The 4,211-nt window shown below is 60.8% G+C and carries 2 rRNA genes; both read right to left on the bottom strand.

The window, feature by feature from the left end:
* Positions 1–5 precede the first annotated feature (5 nt).
* Positions 6–3,157 (bottom strand): 23S ribosomal RNA (locus BUB17_RS24865).
* A gap of 530 nt (positions 3,158–3,687) precedes the next feature.
* Positions 3,688–4,211 (bottom strand): 16S ribosomal RNA (locus tag BUB17_RS24860); the annotation flags it as partial.

Below are 4,211 nucleotides of genomic sequence, written 5' to 3'. Positions count from 1 at the left end.
GTCGTGTGGTCAAGCCCTCGGCCTGTTAGTACCGGTCAGCTCACACACCTCGCGGTGCTTCCACTTCCGGCCTATCAACCCGCTGGTCTGGGCGGGGGCCTTACCCGGTTGATCCGGTGAGAGACCTCATCTTGAAGCGAGCTTCCCGCTTAGATGCTTTCAGCGGTTATCCCTGCCGAACGTAGCCAACCAGCAGTGCACCTGGCGGTACAACTGGCACACCAGAGGTTCGTCCGTCCCGGTCCTCTCGTACTAGGGACAGCTCTTCGCAAGTCTCTTACGCGCACGGCGGATAGGGACCGAACTGTCTCACGACGTTCTAAACCCAGCTCGCGTACCGCTTTAATGGGCGAACAGCCCAACCCTTGGGACCTACTCCAGCCCCAGGATGCGACGAGCCGACATCGAGGTGCCAAACCATCCCGTCGATATGGACTCTTGGGGAAGATCAGCCTGTTATCCCCGGGGTACCTTTTATCCGTTGAGCGACACCGCTTCCACACGCCGGTGCCGGGTCACTAGTCCCAGCTTTCGCTCCTGCTCGACCCGTCGGTCTCACAGTCAAGCTCCCTTGTGCACTTGCACTCGACACCTGATTGCCAACCAGGCTGAGGGAACCTTTGGGCGCCTCCGTTACATTTTGGGAGGCAACCGCCCCAGTTAAACTACCCACCTGACACTGTTCCTGATCCGGATCACGGACCGAGGTTAGACATCCAATTCGACCAGAGTGGTATTTCAACGGCGACTCCACGAACACTGGCGTGTCCGCTTCCCAGTCTCCCACCTATCCTACACAAGCCGAACCGAACACCAATATCAAGCTGTAGTGAAGGTCCCGGGGTCTTTCCGTCCTGCCGCGCGTAACGAGCATCTTTACTCGTAGTGCAATTTCGCCGAGCCTGTGGTTGAGACAGCTGAGAAGTCGTTACGCCATTCGTGCAGGTCGGAACTTACCCGACAAGGAATTTCGCTACCTTAGGATGGTTATAGTTACCACCGCCGTTTACTGGCGCTTGAGTTCTGAGCTTCGCACACACGAGGTGCACTAACCCGTCCCCTTAACGTTCCAGCACCGGGCAGGCGTCAGTCCGTATACCTCGTCTTACGACTTCGCACGGACCTGTGTTTTTAGTAAACAGTCGCTTCTCACTGGTCTCTGCGACCCCCTCCCGCCGCGCCAGGCACGCTGGTTGACGGGCGAGGGTCCCCCTTCTCCCGAAGTTACGGGGGCATTTTGCCGAGTTCCTTAACCACAGTTCGCTCGATCGCCTCGGTATTCTCTACCTGACCACCTGAGTTGGTTTGGGGTACGGGCCGCTCGGAACTCGCTAGAGGCTTTTCTCGGCAGCATAGGATCATCCCATTCACCGCAATCGGCTATGCGTCAGGCCTCACCCTGCATGCGCCACGGATTTGCCTATGGCGCGGGCCACACCCTTGCACCGGTACTACCACTCACCGGTAGGACTACCTTCCTGCGTCACCCCATCGCTTGCCTACTACCAGTCCGGATCCCGCGCTAGTGCCCGCATCCGATCCTCGAAAGAACCGGAACGCGGACGTTCGGGCGGTTAGCATCGCTGGGTTCGGCATGGGCGTTCCTTCGCGGGTACGGGAATATCAACCCGTTGTCCATCGACTACGCCTGTCGGCCTCGCCTTAGGTCCCGACTCACCCTGGGCGGATTAGCCTGGCCCAGGAACCCTTGGTCTTCCGGCGGGGGAGGTTCTCACTCCCCTCTCGCTACTCATGCCTGCATTCTCACTCGCGTGGCGTCCACGGCTGGATTCCTCCGCCGCTTCACCCGCCACACGACGCTCCCCTACCCACCCCGCCACCTGGCCGGCAGACCAAAAGTCTGCCGGCGGGCGTTCGGCGGAGTGCCACGGCTTCGGCGGTGTGCTTGAGCCCCGCTACATTGTCGGCGCGGAACCACTTGACCAGTGAGCTATTACGCACTCTTTCAAGGATGGCTGCTTCTAAGCCAACCTCCTGGTTGTCTCTGCGATCCCACATCCTTTTCCACTTAGCACACGCTTGGGGGCCTTAGCCGATGATCTGGGCTGTTTCCCTCTCGACCACGAACCTTATCGCCCGCAGTCTCACTGCCGCGCTCTCACTTACCGGCATTCGGAGTTTGGTTGACGTCAGTAACCTTGTGGGGCCCATCGGCCATCCAGTGCTCTACCTCCGGCAAGAAACACGCGACGCTGCACCTAAATGCATTTCGGGGAGAACCAGCTATCACCGAGTTTGATTGGCCTTTCACCCCTACCCACAGCTCATCCCCCAGGTTTTCAACCCTGGTGGGTTCGGTCCTCCACGCGGTCTTACCCGCGCTTCAACCTGGCCATGGGTAGATCACTCGGCTTCGGGTCTAGAGCACGCGACTCACAATCGCCCTGTTCGGACTCGCTTTCGCTACGGCTACCCCCCACGGGTTAACCTCGCCACGTACCACTAACTCGCAGGCTCATTCTTCAAAAGGCACGCAATCACCACCGGTCCCCGCAAGGGGGCGCGGCGGCTCTCACGGCTTGTAGGCACACGGTTTCAGGTACTATTTCACTCCCCTCCCGGGGTACTTTTCACCTTTCCCTCACGGTACTCGTCCGCTATCGGTCACCAGGGAGTATTCAGGCTTAGCGGGTGGTCCCGCCGGATTCACACCGAATTCCACGGGCTCGGTGCTACTTGGGATATCACGTCCGGGAGGACACGCGTTTTCGTGTACGGGGCTCTCACCCTCTACGGCGACCCCTTCCAGAGGCCTTCCACTAACGCGATGTCTTTCTCACTCCCCGCCGATGCGGCAGCATCGACCGGACGGTCCCACGACCCCGTTCCCACAACCCCTGCCGGGTATCACATGGAAACGGTTTAGCCTCCTCCGCTTTCGCTCGCCACTACTCACGGAATCACGGTTGTTTTCTTCTCCTGTGGGTACTGAGATGTTTCACTTCCCCACGTTCCCTCCACACGCCCTATGTGTTCAGGCGCGGGTCACACCACATGACTGGTGCGGGGTTCCCCCATTCGGACATCCTCGGATCAACGCTCGGTTGGCAGCTCCCCGAGGCTTATCGCAGCCTCCTACGTCCTTCATCGGCTCCTGGTGCCCAGGCATCCACCGTGTGCCCTTAACAACTTGGCCACACAACTACAACAAACCCCACCCACCGCCGCTCCGAACAAAACCGGAGCAGCGCCGCGCGGGCCTGCAATCAAAGAAGATGCTCGCGTCCACTGTGCAGTTCTCAACGACCAACCGGCCACCGCCCGGCACCGCCCCCGCCGAACCCCGCTCATCCCCACCCCCCACGGGGAGGAAAGACGACGAGTGGTACGAGGACCCGAACGGCCCCGACTCGAGACAACCAACCCCCCACCCCCGCACCCGGCGCCGCAACCGACACCGGACCGAGGAAAAGGAGGGTCCGCTCCCTCAGGACCCAACAGCGTGCCTACCACCGGACCCGCCCCCACCACTCCGGTCCCCACGGACCCCGAAGGACCCGCCGTACTGGAAGCGGCAGCGACGCTGCCGGCCGAACTGGTCAGCGTTCCACCCTCGAGCACCACCCCACACACTGGCCGGCACCCGCAGATGGGCACCAGTCCACGGCGTGGGCGCGGCTCTGCACCACCCACCCCGGAGGGGCGAACGGTGAGAATGCTCCTTAGAAAGGAGGTGATCCAGCCGCACCTTCCGGTACGGCTACCTTGTTACGACTTCGTCCCAATCGCCGATCCCGCCTTCGACGGCTCCCTCCCGGAAAGGGTTGGGCCACCGGCTTCGGGCGTTACCGACTTTCGTGACGTGACGGGCGGTGTGTACAAGGCCCGGGAACGTATTCACCGCAGCGTTGCTGATCTGCGATTACTAGCGACTCCAACTTCATGGGGTCGAGTTGCAGACCCCAATCCGAACTGAGACCGGCTTTTTGGGATTCGCTCCACCTCACGGTATCGCAGCCCTTTGTACCGGCCATTGTAGCATGTTTGCAGCCCTAGACATAAGGGGCATGATGATTTGACGTCATCCCCACCTTCCTCCGAGTTGACCCCGGCAGTCTCCCATGAGTCCCCACCATCACGTGCTGGCAACATGGAACGAGGGTTGCGCTCGTTGCGGGACTTAACCCAACATCTCACGACACGAGCTGACGACAACCATGCACCACCTGTGCACGGCCCTTACGGACCCC

It is taken from the genome of Geodermatophilus obscurus, from assembly GCF_900143215.1.
GTDB lineage: Bacteria > Actinomycetota > Actinomycetes > Mycobacteriales > Geodermatophilaceae > Geodermatophilus > Geodermatophilus obscurus_A.
The sequence above is the reverse complement of the archived record's forward strand: the minus strand, read 5'-3'. Positions and strand labels throughout refer to the sequence as shown.